Below are 18948 nucleotides of genomic sequence, written 5' to 3'. Positions count from 1 at the left end.
CGGGCTACCTTTCGGCGGTGTTACGTAGCCCCGGTAAGCGTAGCGCCACCGGGGGGCCGTCCCGGCGTGGTAGCGCCAATTCGGGACGCCTTATTCGGGCGATGGGGCCCGCTAACCCGCGGGGATTACGACATAATCAAACCGCCATCGATATTGATGGTCTGCCCGGTGAGATAGCGCGCGTCGTCGGAGGCGAGGAAGGCCACCAGCCCGGCCACGTCTTCCGGCTTACCGGCGCGTTTCATTGGGATCCCTTCGACCCATTCCGCCATCAGTTCGCCCTTGCCGTAGCGCTTCTGCTCGGTGCTGAGAATTTCGCCCCACACGCGGTCGTTGTAATCCCACATCTCGCTCTCAATGATGCCGGGGCAGAAGGCGTTGACGGTGATGTTCCACGGCGCCAGCTCGTGCGCCAGGCTTTGGGTAATGCCGATCACGCCCATTTTGCTGGCGGCGTAGTGCGGCGTGTAGATAAACCCCTGTCGCCCCTGGCCGGAAGAGGTGTTGATCAGGCTGCCGTGATTCTGTTTCACCATATATTTGGCCGCCTCGCGGCAGCACAGCCACACGCCGGTGGTGTTGACCGCCAGCACTTTTTCGAAATCGGCTTTTGGCATCCGGTCGTAGTAATCGATGGTGATCACCCCGGCGTTCTGAATGGAGACGTCGATGGTGCCGAAGCGGGCGGCGGCCTGCTCATACAGCGACTGCACCTGCGCTTCGTCGGTCACATCGACCTGCAGCGATAAAATATCCGCCTGATAGCGCTGACGCAGCGTTTCGGCGGTCTCGTGAACGCGCTCGGCGTTGGAGACCATCACCAGGTTTGCGCCGTCGCGGGCAAAGCGCTCGGCAATGCCTGCGCCGATGCCGCGGCAGGCGCCGGTGATCACCACCGTTTTGTTCTGGAAATCTCGTTGCATATTTTTTCCCTTTCGCTGAGCCGGGCACCAGGCCCGGCGGAAGATGTGAATCGTTGCCGGTTAGCTGGAGGTGGCGCCGTTGGGGGGGATGGCGGCCAGTTTTTCCTCGTGGCGGCGCATCAGGATGACCTTGCTCTGCAGCTTCTGCTGGAACTGGTCGACGACCACAGCGGTGACAATCACCACGCCTTTAATCACCATCTGCCAGAAGTCGCTGACGCCCATCATCACCATGCCGTCGGCAAGGAAGACGATGACGAAGGCGCCGATAATTGACCCGGTCACCCGGCCGCGGCCGCCGGCCAGCGCGGTACCGCCGAGCACGGTGGCGCCGATGGCGTCCATCTCAAACATGTTGCCGGTCATCGGGTGCGCGGTTTGCAGCTGTGATGCGACGATCAGGCCGACAAACGCCGCGCACAGGCCGGAGAAGGCATAGACGAATATTTTCGCTTTCACGATTGGCACGCCGGCGAGGCGGGCGGCAGACTCATTGCCGCCGATGGCGTAGATGTAGCGGCCAAGCGGCGTTTTAGTGGTCAGCCAGTAGCCCAGCACGAGGAAGCCGATCATCAGCCAGATCGGCAGATAGACGCCGAGCAGGGTGCCGGATCCGAGGGTGGCGAAACCGGTGTTGCCCAGCGCTTCCATGCCGTTGAGATTCGGGTAGGTGCTCCCGTCGTTAAACAGCAGCGCGGAGCCGCGGGCGACGTACATCATGCCTAAGGTGCAGATAAACGGCGCCACGCCGAAGCGGGTGATCACCGCGCCGTTGACCAGACCGACCAGCACACCGAAGATCGCCACGCAGAGGATCACCTCCGGGACATTAAAGAAGAGGATATCGCCGTTCCACAGCGGCAGGCCGTTGGTCAGCAGCGCGCCCGCGACCATGCCGCAGATCCCCGCCACCGCGCCGACGGACAAATCAATGCCGCCGGTGAGAATGACCAGCGTCATGCCGATGGCCAGCAGGCCGGTGATCGCCACGTGCTGGGTCATGATCAGCAGGTTAGAGGCGGTCAGGAAGTTGGGTACCATCACGCTGAAGAACGCGATCACCAGCAGGAGGGCGATAAAGGTGCGGGCCTTCAGCAGGTACATATAAATCATATATTTCTGGTTCATGATGGATTCCAGCCTGATTAATCTTGAGGTGTTGAAGCCGCGATTAACTGTTCGCGGGTCACCGCATGGCGCGGTAAATCGGCGGTAATGCGGCCATCGGCCATCACCAGGATGCGGTCGGCCAGGGCCATCACCTCATCCAGTTCCGAAGATGAGAACATCACCGCCAGCCCCTGCTGAGCCATTTTGCCGATCAGGTGATAGACGTCGGTTTTCGCGCCGACGTCGATGCCGCGCGTCGGTTCGTCGAGGAACACCACCTGCGGCTGGGTCATCAGCGCTTTACCCAGCACCACTTTTTGTTGATTGCCGCCGCTCAGCGAGGTGATGGGCAATGTGGCGTCGCTGACCTTGATCGCCAGCTGCTGGATCATCTCTTTCACGCAGGTCTCTTCTTTTTGCGGGTTCAACCAGCGCCAGGCGCGGCGGAACCCCTGCAGGCTGAAATCAGAGAGCGTCATGTTGGCCTGAATCGACATCATCTGCACCACGCCTTCGCCCTGACGGTCCTCCGGCACCAGCGCCAGCCCCTTTTTCAGGCGCTGTTGAAAGCGAGATTTGCCGATGCTTTCGCCGTTAAGATGCACCTCGCCGCGCTGGCAGGGCATCAAGCCGACCAGGCCTTTAAACAGCTCGGTGCGCCCGGCGCCCAGCAGGCCGTAAATACCGATCACTTCGCCTTTGCTGAGGGTGAAGGTGACGTCATTGAGCTTGTAACCGCCGCTGGGATGCAGCGCGGTCAGCCCTTTGACGTCAAGCACTGCGTCGCCTTTTGGCGCCGGTTGATAATCAAAGTGTTTTTTCTTATCACCGACCATCTGCTCGATGATCCACGGTACGCTGGCGTCGCTGACGTGACGCTCGCTGATAAAGCGACCGTCGCGGAAAATGGTGATGTTGTCGCCAATCTCCATCAGCTCTTCGAGGCGATGCGAGATATAGATGATGGTCACGCCGCGCCGCTTAAGCTGCGCGATCACCTTGAACAGCACTTTGACCTCAGACTGGCTCAGCGCCGAGGTGGGCTCGTCCATGATCAGCACGCGGGTGTCTTTCGACAGGGCGCGGGCAATCTCGACTAACTGCTGGTGGCCGATACCGAGTTCACCCAGCGGAGCGTAAGGATCGACATCCAGCTCCAGCCGTTCCAGCAGTGATTTGGCCAGCGCGTACTGGTATTTTTCGTTAATGCGTCCTTTCTGAAAGAATTCATTCGCCATGAAGATGTTGTCCATCACATTCATATTGGGAAATAAATTCAGTTCCTGAAAAATAATACTGATGCCCAGTTTTTCTGCCTGATGCGTCGACTGTAATGAAACTGCTTCACCATCGAGGATAATTTGCCCGGAGGAGGGCGTTTCCACACCGGCAAGCATTTTCATCATGGTGGATTTACCCGCACCATTTTCTCCGATTAGCACGTTGACCTTATTTCGATAGACCCGGTAATTGACATTATCCAGGGCGGTTACGCCGGGATAGACGCGCGACAGGCCGCGGGTTTCGATAATCACTTCGGACTCAACGGGCTGGGGAGCGACGAGATCGTGCGGCGCCATATTATTGTCCCCCTGCATGAATGATTTTCGCCGGGGTAATTTCCGGGAGAGTTTGTGGAATATCCCAGGCCGAGAAGACGCCGTACACCTCCACGCTGTCGCCGGTTTTGACGTTGGCTGTCTGAATCATTTTGACCGCCTGACTGTTGATATTCTTGCTGTACTCGCCGAACAGCACCTGGTCATTAAAGTCCTGATAGCTGGCGCCGCTGTAGCCGTCGCGCAGCTGGGTGCCGCGCAGGGTAGGGCCAATCTGCACCGTCACCTTCCCGACGCTGGCGTCGGTCAAGGTCATTTTGCCGCTGCGCGAGGCGGTATCGAGTTTGCTGACGGTACCTGAAACCTTGACGTAGAAGATGCAGGGGTTTTCATCCTGCGCACGGTAGCCGAGGGTTTTACAGGCGCTATCAATGTCTTTTGCCGCCTTGAGCGCGCTCATCAGTTCCGCCGCCGGACGCGCTTTCGTCACCACCTGCGGTACGATGCTCTGCTGCCAGGTTTTATCCATATTCGCCATATGCGGGTTGGGCGGGGATTTCAGGTCTGCCAGCTCCTGCTGCGAGACGATGCGACAGCCCCCTAGCGCCAGTACGGCCAGCGTCAGACAGGTTTTCTTAAACATAATGCTCTCCTCTGCGCCCCCGCAGGGGCGCAACCACCCGAACTCAGGACTTAATGTTGAAATCCTGGACTTTATCGGCGTTATCCTGAGTAATCAGAATGCCGCGGAACATCACGCGCTGCTTCGCCGGCTTCTCGCCTTTTTGCAGGTAGTTATCCAGATCGGTGACGCCCTGAGCGGCGATGGCCTGCGCCTGCAGCATCACGGTTGCCTGCAGGGTGCCGGCTTTCACGGCGTCGCGCTCATCGTTGCTGCCGTCGATGCCGACGACGATCACATCGCTACGGTTGGCCGCTTTCAGCGCCGCAATCGCGCCAAGGGCTACCGGCCCGTTGCCACAGATGACGCCTTTCACGTCGGGGTGCGCCTGCAGGATGCTGTCCATGATGCGTTTGCCGTCGATCAGGGTGCCTTTGGCATCCTGTTTCGCCACGCTGACCATATCCGGATATTGGTCAATGACCTGATGGAAAGATTTAGAACGGGTGACGCAGTTATTATCGGCGAGGTTGCAGGTCAGCTCGGCGTATTTGCCTTTCTCCGCCATTTTCTCGACGAAGACGTTGGCGACCTCAGAGCCGGCCTGGAAGTTATTGTGGGTAATTTGTTCCAGTGCCACATCATCAACCGGAATTTCGCGGTTAATTAAGACCACCGGAATGCCCGCTTTTTTGGCTTTTTCAACGGCGGCGACGCTGGCGGTGGAGTCAGCGTTATCGAGAATAATGCCCTGCACTTTTTTACCAATCGCGGTGTCGATAAGCTCATTCTGCTTTTTGACATCTTCGCCATGGGACAGCACGGTGGTTTTGTAGCCGAGAGCTTGCGCTTTTTCGCTGGCGCCTTTGGCTTCCGAGGCGTAATACGGGTTATCCAGCGAGTTGACCATGATCATAATGGTGCCTTTCTCCGCGGCGTGCGCGGCAAAGGAGAAGGCGGTCAGGGTCGCAGCGGTTAAAAGGGTTATACGTAATTTCATGACTCTGTTCCTGTATTTTTATATTCGAACAAATGAGCCCCTGAGCGGGCAGGCTTTTACGGTCTGAAATTTCCCCTAATGTATTCGGGGATAGCGATATCGTTATGGGCCGGGTTTCTCCTGTGATAAGTGAATGCGTGTCGTCGCGCAGTCTGGCGGTCAGGCTGGCGAGTCCGGTTTCCATAATGTTCGGTCGACCGCATGGCGCCACTCCTGCCAGCGCGTTTGTAAGCGCTGGTGGCGGGCCATGTCGGGCTGAAAGGTGCTATGTTCGGTTAAGAAGGCCTGCAGATCGGCGGTCGATCCCGGATGGAGCGCTTTGCGTGCCAGCAACGCCGCGCCGATGGCGGACAGCTCCGGCACGTCGCTGCGCATCACCGGGCAGCCGAGCAGATCGGCCTGGTATTGCATCAGCCAGTCATTGTTGGTCGGCCCGCCGTCCACCATCAACGCCGTCAGGGTGAACTCCTCATGCTGACGCATCGCCACCACCACGTCGGCTATCTGATAGGTGATGGACTCCAGCGCCGCACGGATCAGATGCGCGCGTTTCACCCCGCGACTCAGGCCGCAAATCACGCCGCGGGCGCTGTCATCCCACCAGGGCGCGCCAAGACCGGTCAGCGCCGGCACGAAGTAGACCCCGAGGGTTGAGTCGACGGAGGCGGGGAGGGTATTCAGCTCATGGGCCAGCTCGGCGGCAGAGAGTTCGCTCAGTCCGGTGCTGTCCGCCATCCAGGCGACAGCATCGCCGGTGTGGGGAATATTCCCTTCCAGGCCCCACACCAGCTGGTCGCCATCGTGCCAGGCGACGGTGGTCGCCAGCGCGTCGATATCGCACTGCGCCGATTTGACCGGGGCCATGACCGAAGAGCCGGTGCCGTAGGTGGCTTTGACGCAGCCTGCCTCGCCGAGCGCGTGGCCGAACAGCGCGGCGTGGGAGTCGCCGATCATCGACATGATCGGAATACCGTCCGGAATGGCGGCCAGTCCTTTGGTATGGCCGAAGAGGCCGCTCGACGGTTTAATTTCCGGCAACGCCGCGCGCGGAATGCCGAACAGCGCCAGCATCTCGTCGTCCCACTCGCCGCGGTGCAGGTTCAGCAGCTGGGTGCGGGAGGCATTGGAGTAGTCGCAGCAGAAGGCTTCTCCAGCAGTCAGATTCCACAGCAGCCAGCTGTCGATGGTGCCGAGGCAAATCTCACCGCGTTCGGCGCGCAGGCGGCCATCGACAGTCGCATCCAGCAGCCAGCGCATTTTGGAGGCCGAGAACAGCGGGGCGATTGGCAGGCCGGTGGCACGCTTAATGTGCTGTTCCTGACGATCGTGACGCAGCGTGTCGCAGAACGCGGCGCTGCGGGTGCATTGCCAGGTAATGGCCGCGTTAATCGGTTCGCCGCTGTCGCGATACCAGCCGATGGCGGTTTCCCGCTGGTTGCTGATAGCCAGCGCGGCGACGTTTTCCGCGCCAACGTGGGCCACCGCGCTGGCGATCACCGTCAGTGAGGCGGTAACCAGCGCTTCGCCCGATTGCTCCACCCAGCCGTCGCGCGGCGTTTGGATCGCCAGCGGCTGCGAGAATTTGACGATAACTTTGCCCCGGCTATCCAGCACCACCGCTTTGGCGTTGGTGGTGCCTTCATCCAGGGCAATGATGAACTCTTTTGCTGTCGCCTGCATCGTGCTCTCCTCGGTCACTCGGTGTCCTGGAACCGCGAAGACGAGGAATATCTCCCACCGTCTCCTGCGTCTGTGCAGGCCATGTTGTGACATTTCATTATCATCTTTTTAATCACTGAATATATATTCGATAGTGATTATTTATTTGATACCTTAAGCCACAAACCCGGTGACGGGCTACCGGAAAAATCATCAATTGTGCTGGCAATCACATTTCGCCGATCGGCGAAAGCGGCGATAGGCGGCTGGAGTGGTTGATTAACTGATTGAATTTAAATGTATTAACAGAGCCAGCCCTGAAGCTAAAAAAGCACGTCAGGGCGGCAGAGAGGAAAAGCAGCGCGGCAGGTTAGTCGCTAACCAGCATGCGAGCGGTAGGGTAATCGGTGATTAAAACATCAATGTAGCCGCCGGTGAGGGCGCCTTTGATGGCCGCGACTTTGTCGGTACCGCCGGCCAGCGCGACCACGTTCGGGCATTTTTTGACCTTCTCCAGCGCCATACCGATCACCGGATCTTCATCATCGCGTAACACCGGATGGCCGTTTTTGTCGTAGTAGTGCAGGCAGATATCACCCACCGCGCCGCGCGCCGCCAGCACCTGCAGCATATCTTCGTGATAGTAGTTACCGGAGGTTTTCAGCAGTTGAGAGGGTTCGAGAATGCCGATGCCGACGATGGCGATATCCACTTCATCAAAGCGCGACACCACGTCAGCGACGTCTTTGCTGGCCAGCAGCCGGTTGCGCTCCTCCATGGATCCTTCGATGCTCTGTGACGGCAGCAGCCAGGCGTCGCAATTCAGGCGCTGGGCGAGGGTCTGGGTAAGAATCGTCGCCTGCACGTTACCGTTTGGCCCGACGCCGCCGAGCAGTTGGATCACGCCGCTGGCTTTCAGGTTTTGCGCATGAACTTCATCGACCATCGCGCGAATGGTTGAGCTCCACGAGGAGACGCCAATCAGATCTTTTGGCCGCAGCCGGGTTTCCAGATAGTGGGCGGCGGCGGAGCCAATCGCCCGCTTGATGGTATGATCGCTGGCCTCTTCCTCGGTATCCACCACCACCGCCTGCTTAAGGCCGTAGCGATCCTCAAGCCCTTTTTCGAGCTTCAGAAAGATGTTGGACGGCTGAACGACGCTGATCTTGACGACGCCTTCTTTCTGGCAGCGGGTAATGGCGCGGGAGACAAATGACTGAGACAGCGAGAGAAGTTGGGCGATATCAGACTGCTTTCGTCCTTCCAGATAGTAAAGCGTGGCAATCTTAACCAATAGCCGTTGTTCATCCTGCTTAGCCATATTAATCCTCGAAAATCATTTATCGCCTTTCTTCAGGCGGTTAGCTGCAGCCATTATCGTAGTGACTTTTATCATACGCGAAAAAAAATCAGACTTAAGTGTGACAGGCGTCTAACTTTTGCCAATCCTCAAAATCGACTATGGACAAAAACAAAACAGCCAGGCCATAATCGAATAAAGAATCATTATTGAATATATATTCAAGGCGATTTCGAGTCAATGTGTTTATCCGGGCTTCGCCTGGAGCGGGAGGCAGAATGTTCCTGAGTAGGGCGCTGTGGCAGAAGGCTTACCACCCGGCATAGGGATATCTGGTTTTTTTAGTCCTTGCTGGAATAAATATTCCATGCTGAAAATAAATTCAGAGGTGTGAAATGAATCCCTACAGATATGATATTCAGACGCTGGAGCGTAAAGCCCGCGCGGTGCGGCGCCATATTGTGCGCTTAAACGCCAATAGTCCGGCCGGCGGCCACACCGGGGCTGACCTTTCGCAGGTCGAACTGTTAACCGCGCTCTATTTCCGCGTCCTTAACGTCGCGCCGGACCGGCTCGACGACCCGCAGCGCGATATCTACATCCAGTCGAAAGGCCACGCCGTGGGCTGCTACTACTGCGTCCTGGCGGAAGCCGGCTTCTTCCCGGTCGAGTGGCTGGAGACCTACCAGCATGCCAATTCCCATCTCCCCGGCCACCCGGTGCGGCAAAAAACGCCGGGCATCGAGCTCAACACCGGCGCGCTGGGCCACGGTTTGCCTGTTGCGGTGGGGCTGGCGCTGGCCGCGAAGAAAAGCAACAGCACCCGCCGCATTTTTTTGATCACCGGCGACGGCGAACTGGCGGAAGGCAGTAACTGGGAAGCCGCCCTGGCGGCTGCACATTACGGCCTGGATAATCTGGTCATTATTAATGATAAGAACAACCTCCAGCTGGCCGGGCCGACGCGCGAAATCATGAATACCGATCCGCTGGCCGATAAATGGCGCGCCTTCGGTATGGAAGTCAGCGAATGCCAGGGTAACGACATGGCCTCGGTGGTCTCGGTCATCGAGGGGTTGAAGCAGGAAGGTAAACCCAACGTTATTATTGCCAACACCACGAAAGGTGCCGGTATTTCCTTTATCCAGGGGCGCCCGGAGTGGCACCACCGGGTGCCGAAAGGCGAAGAAATTGCACTGGCACTGGAGGAACTGAAAGATGAGTAATGCAGAACACCTGGCTAACGTCATGGTCGAAGCCTTTATCGCCGCCGTGGAGCGCGGCGTCGATCTGGTGCCGGTGGTAGCCGACTCCACGTCAACGGCCAAAATCGCGCCGTTTATTAAACAGTTCCCCGGCCGGCTGGTGAACGTCGGCATCGCCGAGCAGAGCATGGTCGGCACCGCCGCCGGTCTGGCGCTGGGCGGAAAAGTGGCTGTGACCTGTAACGCCGCGCCGTTTCTTATCTCGCGGGCCAATGAGCAAATCAAAGTGGATGTCTGTTACAACAACACCAACGTCAAGCTGTTTGGCCTTAACGCCGGAGCCAGCTACGGCCCGCTGGCCAGCACCCACCATGCCATTGACGATCTGGCGGTGATGCGCGGCTTCGGCAATATCCAGATTTTCGCCCCGTCCTCGCCGCGCGAATGTCGGCAGATTATTGATTACGCCATCGGTTATCAGGGGCCGGTCTATATTCGCCTCGATGGCAAGGCGCTGCCGGAACTGCACGATGAAAGCTATCGCTTTGTACCGGGCGCGATCGTCACGCTGAGGGAAGGCGATGATATCGCGCTGGTGGCCACCGGCTCGACGGTGCATGAGATCGTCGATGCGGCGCAGATGCTGGCCGACGCGGGGATTCAGGCCAAAGTGGTGAGCGTGCCATCTCTTCGCCCCTGCGATACCGCCGCGCTGCTGGCGGCGCTGAAGCCGTGCAAAGCGGTGATTACGGTGGAGGAGCATAACGTCAACGGCGGGGTGGGAAGCCTGGTGGCGGAAGTATTGGCTGAGGCTGGGGTAGGTATCCCGCTCAAACGTCTGGGGATCCCGGATGGTGAGTATGCGGCGGCGGCAGATCGCGGCTGGCTGCGTAAACACCACGGTTTCGATGCCGCTTCCGTCGCGGAGCTGGCGCAGAAAATGCGCTGATTTTTCGCCGTCTAAAACCGATAACCCGTGCGGAATGCCGCGCGGGTTTTTTTACGGCGCGCAGAGCGTGATGATGTATTCCCCTGCCTGAATCCATTGCAGCCGATACTCCACGGTGGAGAGCCGAAGACGCAGATTTCCTTCCTTTATTGCAGCCAGCGTAAAATCGTTAAAACCGACGCCCGCCTGTACGTCGGGATGGCAGGCCTTAAACCCACTCTCTTTCGCCGAAAACGCCAGCGTCAGCGCCAGCGGGAAGGGCAGGCCGCTGCGCAGCAGCGCCGTTTTTTCCGCCGGACCGATAATGCTGCTCTCCAGTTCCGCCGCCAGCTGGGGGGTAAACCGGCGCTCGATATCGACGCCCACCGGCCGATCGGCGATCACCGCCAGCGCGCGCTGGCCGCAATGACTTATGCTGCCGAACCAGGGCGTGGGCCACAGCGGCTGGCGCCGATCGCCGATGGCGGGAAGCCGTTTCTCCCCCACCTCGCGCAGGGCGTATGCCGCGGCGATGCGTCCGGCCAGGTGCTCCGCCTGCCGCTTGCGGCCCCACCCGGTCAGGCTGGCGTGATAGGGCAGCCAGAACAGATCTTCAGGCTGGAAAGTCGCCGGGTCGAAGTCGATCTGCTGGATGGTATAGCCGGCCAGAGGCAAAACGGTGCGATGGTGGCGCATAGGATAAGGTTACCGCGGTTGCCCCCGCCCTTTGTCCAGCAAGGGCGGGGGAGGGAGAACCCGCTATCAGAAGTGGGTGTTGACGCTCAGGTACCAGGTGCGGCCCGATTCGTTATAGGTCTCGGCGCCGGCGCCGTACATCGTGCCGGTGGCGCCCCCGGTGGTCTGGGCGTTGCCCGCGCGCCAGTGGCGCTTATCGAAGACGTTATCCACGCCGCCGGTCAGACTGACGTATTTGGTGACGTCCCAGGTCGCGCTCAGGCCGAGGATGCTGTAGGGGCTAACCTCGTTCTTCTCGCTGCCGGAGACCGGTTGACCCTTGTAGTTGTACTTCTTCGGCTCCTGCTTGCCGTACCAGGTGAAGGTCGACTGCAGCGAAACGTCATCGCGAACCTGCCAGCTCAGGGTGGAGTTCAGCGTGTATTCCGGGATAATCGACAGACGATCGCCGGTCTTTTTGTTCTTACTCTGCAGCATATAGGTGATGTTGTTGGTCCAGTTGACGGTCTCGCTCACCGGAACGTTCAACGTCCCCTCCAGACCTTCCACCACCGCTTTCGGCACGTTTTCCCACTGGTAGAGATCGGTACCTTTATTGTTTTGATAGACCGGAGCATAGCCCGCTTCAATCTTGTTGCGGTAGTCGTTGCGGAACCAGGTGACGCCCGCCAGCCAGCCGTCGCGTTTAAACTCGAGGCCAATCTCTTTGTTGATGCTGGTCTCGGCTTTTAAGTCGTCGTTACCCTGCAGATAGCAGCCGTCTTTACTGGCGTAGCAGCCCTGGCCTTTACTGTAGAGAATGTAGTTCGGGTTGGTCTGATACAGGCTCGGCGCTTTATAGGCGCGGGCGATGCCCATCTTCAGCGTGAAGTCATCCCACAGGCCCTGCGACAGGTTGAGGGACGGGCTCCAGTTATTGCCGACGATGCTGTGATGATCGAAACGCAGCGCCGGAGTCAGCATGGTGGTGTCGGTCAGCTCCATGTTGTTCTCGGCGAACAGCGAGAAGATTTCCGCCTGCGAGTACGGGCTGCGGCCGGTGCTGTCGTAGCCCGGAATTTCGCCTCCCGACAGCGCCTGGGTGTTGGACGCGTTATCCTTCATCCGCTGTTGATTCCACTCGCTGCCCAGCGTCAGGTTCTGATTAACCAGGTAGTCGAACGGGATACTGACTTCACTGTGCAGCATCACATCTGACAGATCGATATCCGAGAACTGGTTGCTGTTAAAGATCCCCTCGGTGCCGCCGGCCAGGCCTTCGCCTTTGCGCGAGTTGCGGGTGCGTTCGTACTGCGCCCAGTTGCTGGTGGTCACCCCGTTGTCCCAGGCGCCGTTCCAGGTAATCGAGTAGGTGTTGCGATACAGACGGTTGGTCTCTTTGCCGTAGTTCTCTTTTACCAGGTCGTTGGAGTTGGTGTTCTGGGTATCGCCGGCGTAGAGGTTGCCCTGGCGGCTGTAGCCGGCCTCAAACTCCAGCGACTGCATCGGAGCGAATTCCCAGCGCACCAGACCATCGATGTTTTTGTTTTTCACCCCTTCGCGCCCGGCCGGCAGAGTATCGGCATAGATCCCGGTACGCTCGGACTGATGGCCCTGGTTGATATCCCAGGCGTCGGCCTGCGTTTTGTCGAGGTTACCGAACAGGCGGAAGCTAAAATCGCCGCCCAGCGGGCCGCTGAGGCTGAAGTTAGTGCGTTTGGTGGGGCCTTCATCCTTGTGCTCCGGGGCGTTCATATAGGTGTTCCATGAGCCGTGCCACTCATCGCCGGTTTTTTTGGTGATGATATTCACCACGCCGCCGGCGGCGCCGTTGCCGTAGCGGGCGGCGGCCGGGCCGCGAATCACTTCGATACGTTCGATTATCTCCGGCGGCACCCAGCTGGTATCGCCGCGGGTGTCGCGCTCGCCGCGCCAGCCAAGGCGCACGGAGTTGCGGCTGGTGACCGGCTTGCCGTCGATCAGGATCAGGGTATTTTCCGGGCCCATGCCGCGGATATCAATCTGGCGGTTGTTGCCGCGCTGGCCGCTGGTGGAGTTGCCGGTCAGGTTGACTCCCGGCATGGTGCGAATGATCTCCGAGACGTCGCGCGCCGGGGGGCGTTTGCGGATCTCATCGGCGGTGATGGTGGAGACGCCCGGCGCCTGCAGGTTCTGCTCGGCGGCGGTGACCACCATGGTCTCTTCAGCGGCGCTGTTTTTATCGTCGGTGGAGGTTTCCGCTGCGCTTAACGGAAAAGCAACCCCGTAAATTCCCAGATTGACCAGCAAGGCCAGGGATTTGATCCTGTTATTCATTGTTATTCCTGCTTTTTGTCGCCACGTTCCCCAAACGCCCCTTCCCACCGGGAGGGGAGGCGGCATAAATGTTGCCAAAAGCGGGCAAAGGCACTCCGTCGCTGGCTGAATAAGCCCGATTTGACATGTTCTGATGAAAGACGCGCTTCCCACGGCGCGCTAATACGCTATTGCAAATGCAAATAGTTATCAATAATATTATCAATAAATAATGACAATTAATTAAAAAAGTCACGCTATACATAGGGTTAATGACAGAATGTTAAGGACAGGAAGCGAGGAGTGGTGGCAAACCCTGCGGGGGCCGCAGTGCCGCGCAGTGGATGACGCCATCGAGGTAACGTTCTGGTGGCGGGACCCGGCGGGGGATGAAACCCGCTCTCCCCATCGTCGGGTATGGCTCTATATCACCGGCGTGACCGACCACCATCAGAATGCGCGTCCGCAATCGCTGCAACGTCTCCCCGGGACCGACGCCTGGTTCTGGCGCACTACGCTGTCGCCGACCTGGCGCGGCAGCTACTGTTTTATTCCCTCCGACCGTGACGATGATTTTTCCCCTGAGGTGTTCAGCGCTGATGCGCCCGACCGCGCGCTGCTACGCGAAGGCTGGCGCAAACTGCTGCCGCGGGCGATAGCCGATCCGCTGAACCCGCACAGCTGGCGGGGCGGACGCGGCCATGGCGTGTCCGCCCTGGAGATGCCGCAGGCCCCCGCGCAGCCCGGCTGGGACCCGCTTAATGAGGCGCATCCTGCCGCCCGTTGCCTTGAGTGGCGCAGCGCGCGTCTGGGCAACCATCGCCGGGTCTGGATCTACACCACCGGCGAGGCTGTCGACCCGCAAACGCGGCCGCTGGCGATCCTGCTCGACGGCCAGTTCTGGGCCGAGAGCATGCCGGTGTGGTCGCCGCTGGCCGCCCTGACCCGCGAGGGGAGACTGCCGCCGGCGGTCTACCTGCTGATCGACGCGATCGACAACCAGCGCCGCGGGGTTGAGCTGCCCTGTCACCGCGATTTCTGGCTGGCGGTGCAGGAGGAGCTCCTGCCGCTGGTCCACGGCTATGCCCCGTTCAGCGACCGCCCGGATCGGACGGTGGTGGCCGGGCAAAGCTTCGGCGGTCTGGCGGCGATGTTCGCCGCTCTCAACTGGCCGCAGCGCTTTGGCTGCGTGCTCAGCCAGTCAGGCTCCTACTGGTGGCCGCACCGTGATGGCCGCGGGATGGGCTTTATCGGCGAACAGCTTCGCCAGGGTGAGGTGTCCGCGGCCGGGCTGCGCATCTGGCTGGAAGCGGGCCAACGCGAACCGATTATTTTTCGCGCGAACCAGGCGCTACTGGCGCAACTCACCACAACACAGCAGACGATTTTCTGGCGTCAGGTTGACGGCGGGCATGATGCGCTTTGCTGGCGCGGCGGGCTGACGGCAGGGCTTATCCAGCTCTGGCAGCCTCTGCTGTCGCACCCTTAGCATCGCGTTTTACGACAGGAGTTTGATATGCAATTCAGTAACCCCTTCGACAATCCGCAAGGGCAGTTTTACATTCTGCGCAATGATCAACAGCAGTACAGCCTGTGGCCGGCGCACTGCGACCTGCCTGCCGGCTGGACGGTGGTGTGCCCCCCGCAGTCGGCCGAGGCCTGCAACGCCTGGCTGGCGGCCAACTGGTCGACACTGACCCCCGCCCATCATGCGTCATAAGGAGCTGACAATGACCACTCGTTTACCGCTGGTTGCCGCGCAGCCGGGGATCTGGATGGCCGAGCGCCTCTCCACTCTGCCAGGCGCCTGGAGCGTGGCCCACTATGTTGAACTACGCGGCGCCCTCGACCCGACGCTGCTGGGAAAAGCGATTGTCGCCGGTCTGCAGCAGGCGGACACCCTCAGCCTGCGCTTTGAGGAAGAGGAGGGGGAAGTCTGGCAGTGGCTGGCGGCCGACCGCACCTTTGGCGAACCGTCGATCATTGACCTGCGGACGGCGCCGGATCCGCATCGCGCCGCCACGGAGCGGATGCAGGCGGATCTGGCGCAGGATCTGCGCGTCGACGGCGGCAACCCGCTGGTGTGCCATCAACTGCTGCGCGTCGGCGACGACTGCTGGTACTGGTATCAGCGTTATCACCACTTGCTGGTGGATGGCTTCAGCTTCCCGGCGATAACCCGGCAGATCGCCGCCATTTATCGCGCCTGGCAGCGGGGGGAAGCTACTCCTGAGTCGCCTTTCACCCCCTTCGCCGAGGTGGTGGACGAGTACCAGCGCTACGCCGGCAGCGAGGCCTGGCAGCGGGATAAAGCTTTCTGGCAGGCCCAGCGCCAGGCCTTACCGGCGCCTGCCTCACTCTCTGCCGCGCCGCTGGGCGGGCGCGCCGCCGGGAGCGATATCTGGCGGATGAAGCTGGAGATGAACGCCGACGGCTTCCGCCGCCTGGCCAGCCATGCGCCGCAGTGTCAGCCCGCTGATCTGGCGCTGGCGCTCACCACGCTGTGGCTGGGCCGCCTGTGCAACCGGATGGACTACGCGGCGGGCTTTATCTTTATGCGCCGGATGGGTTCAGCCGCGCTGACCTCGACGGGGCCGGTGCTCAATGTCCTGCCTCTGGCGGTGCATATTGACGCCCGGGAGACGCTGGCGGACCTGGCGATGCGCCTCGCCGCTCAGCTGAAAAAGATGCGCCGCCATCAGCGCTATGACGCCGAGCAGATCGTCCGCGACAGCGGCAAAGCGGCAGGGGACGAACCGCTGTTCGGCCCGGTGCTGAACGTCAAAGTCTTTGATTACCAGCTGGATATCGACGGCGTCGAGGCAGTGACCCACACCCTCGCCACCGGCCCGGTCAATGATCTCGAGCTGGCGCTGTTCCCGGATGAGACCGGCGGGCTGTCGCTGGAGATCCTCGCCAACAAGGCCCGGTACGACGAAGCCGAGCTCCGTCGCCACATGGCGCGACTGACCGCGCTGCTGGCGCAGTTCGCCGCCGATCCGACGCTGCGCTGCGGCGAAGCAGAGATGCTCTCCGCCGACGAGCTGGCCCGGCTGGCGGCGGTCAACGATACCGCTGTGCCGCTGCCTGCCACCACCCTCAGCGCGCTGGTGGCCGACCAGGCGCGGAAGACCCCGGATGCCCCGGCGCTGGCGGACGCCCGCTGGCAGTTCAGCTATCGCGAGATGCGTCAGCAGGTGGTGGCGCTCGCGCAGCTGCTGCGTCAGCGCGGCGTGAAGCCTGGGGACAGCGTGGCGGTGGCCCTGCCGCGCTCGGTGTTCCTGACCCTGGCGCTGCACGGCATTGTCGAAGCGGGGGCCGCCTGGCTGCCGCTGGACACCGGCTACCCGGACGACCGCCTGCGGATGATGCTGGAAGACGCCCGGCCGTCGCTGCTGATCGCCACGGAGGACCAGCTGGCCCGCTTCAGCGATATTCCGGGGCTGGAAAGCCTCTGCTACCAGCAGCCGCTGGCCGCCGGGGATGAGGCGCCGCTGGCGCTGTCAAAACCAGACCATACCGCCTACATCATCTTTACCTCCGGCTCCACCGGGCGGCCGAAAGGGGTGATGGTCGGCCAGACCGCCATCGTCAACCGCCTGCTGTGGATGCAGGATCGCTATCCGTTATCTGCCGACGACGTGGTGGCGCAGAAAACGCCGTGCAGTTTCGACGTGTCGGTGTGGGAATTCTGGTGGCCGTTTATCGCCGGCGCGCAGCTGGTGATGGCCGAGCCGGAGGCGCACCGCGACCCGCAGGCGATGCAGCAGTTCTTCGCCCGCTACGGCGTGACCACCACCCACTTTGTGCCGTCGATGCTGGCGGCGTTTGTCGCCTCGCTGGATGCCGACAGCGTGGCCGCCTGCCGCACGCTGCGGCGGGTATTCTGCAGCGGCGAAGCGCTGCCGACGGAATTGTGCCGCGAGTGGGAACGCTTAACCGGCGCGCCGCTGCATAACCTGTACGGCCCGACGGAGGCGGCGGTGGACGTCAGCTGGTACCCGGCCTGCGGATCTGAGCTGGCGGCGGTGACCGGCAGCAGCGTGCCGATTGGCTGGCCGGTGTGGAACACCGGGCTGCGCATTCTCGATGCCGCGATGCGCCCGGTGCCGCCGGGGGTGGCGGGGGATCTTTATCTCACCGGCATCCAGCTGGCGCAGGGCTATCTGGGGCGCCCGGATCTCACCGCCAGCCGCTTTATCGCCGACCCGTTTGCCCCCGGCGAGCGGATGTATCGCACCGGCGACGTGGCGCGCTGGCTGGCGAACGGCGCGGTGGAGTACCTTGGCCGCAGCGACGATCAGCTGAAGATCCGCGGGCAGCGCATCGAACTTGGCGAGATTGATCGGGTGATGTCGGCCCTGCCGGACGTGGGGCAGGCGGTGAGTCACGCCTGCGTCTTCAACCAGGCGGCGGCGACCGGCGGCGATGCCCGACAGCTGGTGGGCTATCTGGTCTCTGACTCCGGCCTGCCGCTGGATACCGCGGCGCTGAAAGCGCGGCTGGCGGAACAGCTGCCGCCGCATATGGTGCCGGTGGTGCTGATGCAGCTCGCTGAGCTGCCGCTGAGCGCCAACGGCAAACTGGACCGTAAAGCGCTGCCGCTGCCGACCCTCGGCGGCGAGCGCAGCGGCCGGCCGCCGGAGCCCGGCATGGAAACTCTTGTCGCCGCCGCCTTCAGCCAGCTGCTGGGCTGCGAGGTGAACGATATCGACGCCGATTTCTTCGCCCTTGGCGGTCATTCGCTGCTGGCGATGCGCCTGGCGGCACAGCTCAGCCGCCAGCTGGCGCGGCAGGTGACCCCGGGGCAGGTGATGGTGGCCTCGACGGTGGGCAAACTGAGCGCGCTGCTGGCCGCCGATCTCAGCGATGAGCAGGCCCAGCGCCTGGGGCTGGATACGCTTCTGCCGCTGCGCGAGAGCGACGGCCCGACGCTGTTCTGCTTCCATCCCGCCTCCGGCTTCGCCTGGCAGTTCAGCGTCCTGGCGCGCTATCTTAGCCCGCGCTGGTCGATTACCGGTATTCAGTCGCCGCGCCCGCAGGGGCCGATGGCCAGCGCCGCCAGCCTCGACGAGGTCTGCGAGCATCATCTGCGCACGCTGCTGGCGCAGCAGCCGCACGGCCCTTATTACCTGTTCGGGTATTCGCTGGGCGGCACCTTAGCCCAGGGGATTGCCGCCCGCTTGCGCCAGCGCGGCGAAGCGGTGGCCTTCCTCGGCCTGCTGGATACCTGGCCGCCGGAGACGCAAAACTGGGCAGAGAAAGAGGCCAACGGGCTGGATCCCGAGGTACTGGCGGAGATCGACCGCGAGCGCGAAGCGTTCCTCGCCGCCCAGCAGGGGCAAGCCTCCGGCGAGCTGTTCAGCGCCATCGAAGGCAACTATGCCGATGCGGTGCGGCTGTTAACCACCGCGCATAGCGCGAAGTTTGACGGCAAGGCGACGCTGTTCGTGGCGGAGAAGACGCGGCAGGAGGGGATGGATCCGCAGGTCGTATGGGGCCCGTGGGTGGGGGAACTGGAGGTGTTCAGCCAGAACTGCGCCCACGTCGATATCATCTCCCCGCAGGCCTTTGAGGCCATCGGTCCGGTGGTCAGGGAGATTCTGGGGTAACGGTTGAGTTCGGGCTACAGCAGGTAGCCCGGCTCAGCGTAGCGCAAGCCGGGGAAAGAG

14 protein-coding genes are annotated in these 18948 nt (G+C 61.3%); 5 read left to right on the top strand and 9 right to left on the bottom strand.

Translation table 11 applies throughout. The features are described 5' to 3' along the window. Positions 1-125: 125 nt before the first annotated feature. From RRF55_RS22515 to RRF55_RS22485, 7 genes are all read right to left on the bottom strand, one after another. On the bottom strand, positions 126-923 hold the full coding sequence (locus tag RRF55_RS22515; protein WP_004191416.1) for an SDR family oxidoreductase: 798 nt from the start codon (positions 921-923) through the stop codon (positions 126-128). A gap of 60 nt (positions 924-983) precedes the next feature. Then, positions 984-2051, bottom strand: a complete 1068-nt coding sequence (locus RRF55_RS22510; protein WP_002893591.1) for an ABC transporter permease — start codon at positions 2049-2051, stop codon at positions 984-986. A 17-nt stretch (positions 2052-2068) separates the two neighbouring features. Next, positions 2069-3613, bottom strand: a complete 1545-nt coding sequence (locus RRF55_RS22505; RefSeq protein ID WP_004176928.1) for a sugar ABC transporter ATP-binding protein — start codon at positions 3611-3613, stop codon at positions 2069-2071. Between the two features lies 1 nt (position 3614). Further along, entirely contained in the window at positions 3615-4235 is a 621-nt protein-coding gene (locus RRF55_RS22500; protein ID WP_002893596.1) for a DUF2291 family protein, read from the bottom strand. A gap of 43 nt (positions 4236-4278) precedes the next feature. Then, complete coding sequence (locus tag RRF55_RS22495) at positions 4279-5214, bottom strand: D-ribose ABC transporter substrate-binding protein (RefSeq protein ID WP_002893597.1); 936 nt, start codon at positions 5212-5214, stop codon at positions 4279-4281. Between the two features lie 159 nt (positions 5215-5373). Continuing rightward, positions 5374-6894 carry an FGGY family carbohydrate kinase gene (locus RRF55_RS22490; protein ID WP_004191412.1) on the bottom strand — a complete coding sequence of 507 codons (1521 nt, stop codon included), beginning with the start codon at positions 6892-6894 and terminating at the stop codon, positions 5374-5376. A gap of 349 nt (positions 6895-7243) precedes the next feature. Further along, the gene (locus tag RRF55_RS22485) at positions 7244-8194 is read right to left on the bottom strand and encodes a sugar-binding transcriptional regulator (protein ID WP_002893602.1); all 951 of its coding nucleotides are present in this window, start codon (positions 8192-8194) and stop codon (positions 7244-7246) included. A gap of 374 nt (positions 8195-8568) precedes the next feature. Here RRF55_RS22485 and RRF55_RS22480 point away from each other — a divergent pair, with 374 nt between their 5' ends. Together RRF55_RS22480 and RRF55_RS22475 are read left to right on the top strand one after the other, a co-directional pair. Next, the gene (locus tag RRF55_RS22480) at positions 8569-9399 is read left to right on the top strand and encodes a transketolase (protein ID WP_002893603.1); all 831 of its coding nucleotides are present in this window, start codon (positions 8569-8571) and stop codon (positions 9397-9399) included. Further along, the gene (locus tag RRF55_RS22475; protein WP_023282274.1) at positions 9392-10327 is read left to right on the top strand and encodes a transketolase family protein; all 936 of its coding nucleotides are present in this window, start codon (positions 9392-9394) and stop codon (positions 10325-10327) included. The genes RRF55_RS22480 and RRF55_RS22475 overlap by 8 nt, the downstream gene beginning before the upstream one ends. A gap of 51 nt (positions 10328-10378) precedes the next feature. Here RRF55_RS22475 and entD read toward each other — a convergent pair whose 3' ends face one another. Together entD and fepA are read right to left on the bottom strand one after the other, a co-directional pair. Then, complete coding sequence (gene entD / locus RRF55_RS22470) at positions 10379-11002, bottom strand: enterobactin synthase subunit EntD (RefSeq protein WP_032414660.1); 624 nt, start codon at positions 11000-11002, stop codon at positions 10379-10381. A 66-nt stretch (positions 11003-11068) separates the two neighbouring features. Then, positions 11069-13297, bottom strand: coding sequence for a siderophore enterobactin receptor FepA (gene fepA / locus RRF55_RS22465; protein ID WP_439419170.1), 2229 nt, complete (start codon positions 13295-13297; stop codon positions 11069-11071). Between the two features lie 259 nt (positions 13298-13556). Between fepA and fes the strand changes: the two genes are divergently transcribed. The 3 genes from fes to entF are packed head-to-tail and all read left to right on the top strand — an operon-like array spanning position 13557 to position 18888. Continuing rightward, entirely contained in the window at positions 13557-14765 is a 1209-nt protein-coding gene (gene fes / locus RRF55_RS22460; protein WP_021313372.1) for an enterochelin esterase, read from the top strand. 27 nt (positions 14766-14792) lie between these two features. Further along, a complete protein-coding gene (locus tag RRF55_RS22455) occupies positions 14793-14996 on the top strand; it encodes an MbtH family protein (protein WP_004176919.1) in 204 nt (67 codons plus the stop codon). A 10-nt stretch (positions 14997-15006) separates the two neighbouring features. Continuing rightward, complete coding sequence (entF, locus tag RRF55_RS22450) at positions 15007-18888, top strand: enterobactin non-ribosomal peptide synthetase EntF (protein ID WP_032414662.1); 3882 nt, start codon at positions 15007-15009, stop codon at positions 18886-18888. Positions 18889-18948 lie beyond the last annotated feature (60 nt).

Origin of the sequence: Klebsiella sp. K47, from assembly GCF_051858335.1 — a bacterium.
Lineage (GTDB): Bacteria > Pseudomonadota > Gammaproteobacteria > Enterobacterales > Enterobacteriaceae > Klebsiella > Klebsiella pneumoniae.
Note: the sequence above shows the minus strand (reverse complement) of the source record. Positions and strands in the feature narration are given on the sequence as shown.